The organism is Xenorhabdus eapokensis, assembly GCF_001908105.1.
The window spans coordinates 1-1,235 of record NZ_MKGQ01000115.1 but is presented as its reverse complement, the minus strand read 5'-3'; the positions used below and the strand labels follow the sequence as shown (position 1 = coordinate 1,235).

Genomic DNA, 1,235 nt, shown 5'->3' with positions numbered 1-1,235 from the left:
AATAGTGCCATCTTTTTTTCCGATGCACTGAATTTCGGGAGAACATCTCATGAATGCGATTAAAGTCATTGGCATTGACCTCGCCAAAAACGTTTTTCAAGTCTGTGTCTGGATGGCGGACGGTTCTGTCGCCTCGAACCGAAAAATTTCACGGCAAAAATTGCTTGATACTGTGCGCACTTTTTCGCCAGGAACCCTCATTGCTATGGAGGCCTGTGCAACTTCTCACTATTGGGGCAGAACCCTTCAGGCGATGGGATTTATCATCAGGCTTGTGCCGACCCAGCATGTTAAAGCTTTCAGCCATCATCAAAAAAATGATGCCAATGATGCACTGGCTATCTGCGAAACGGCCTGCCGACCCGGTATCCATTTTGTTCCGGTCAAGACGGTGGAACAGCAAGATATCAAGGCACTGCGCAGTGCCCGACAACTCATGGTGGAACAACGTACCGCACTCGCCAACCCGATTCGGGCTTTCCTCGCTGAGGAGGGGGTGATCGTTCCTGCTGGTATTCAGAAACTGCAACAGTACCTGCCTGAGATTCTAGAAGAGGAGAGCCATGAGCTGTCCTCTGTACTACGACGTTTGCTTCATACTTTGGGGGAAGACCGACGGAATCTGAACATTCGCATTCATGAAATGGATAATGAAATAGCGGTACTTTCTCGTCAGCAAAGTGGTTATCACCATCTGCTCACGATCCCCGGCGTCGGTCCTCTTATTGCAGCCGCCTTCGTGAGTGAAGTCAGTGCGCCCCAATTTGCCAATGGCCGGCAACTTTCTGCTTGGTGTGGCCTGGTTCCCCGACAACACAGTTCAGGTGGAAAAAACCGGCTGTCTTCCCTGAGCAAAAATGGAAACCGTCATCTCCGAACGTTAATCATTCACGGTGCCCGTGCCGTGATGCGTTGTGTTCAAAAACGGGATGATTGTCTGGGAGAATGGTTGAGAAAACTGATTGCCCGATGTGGGTTTATGAAAGCCACGATCGCTTTAGCCAACAAACTGACCCGGATTATCTGGCGTGTTCTGCGGGATGAAGTGGATTTTAATATGCAAAAAGCTTTTACTATTAATTAATTGAGCAACAAAAATAGACGCATTATCAAGTTTGCAAACACTGATGAGAAAACGGCTACCGTTCCTGTAATAGCCTGTTCTTATACAAGGTAGTGATATACCGATGTAGTGAGAAGGAAGCAGGGTGCGGATGACATCATGGCGCGGATAA

1 protein-coding gene is annotated in these 1,235 nt (G+C 48.3%); it reads left to right on the top strand.

The window, feature by feature from the left end:
• Positions 1-49: 49 nt before the first annotated feature.
• Positions 50-1,084 (top strand): IS110 family RNA-guided transposase, encoded by a 1,035-nt coding sequence (locus tag Xedl_RS19635; RefSeq protein WP_074025398.1) that lies wholly within the window; start codon positions 50-52, stop codon positions 1,082-1,084.
• Positions 1,085-1,235: the final 151 nt, after the last annotated feature.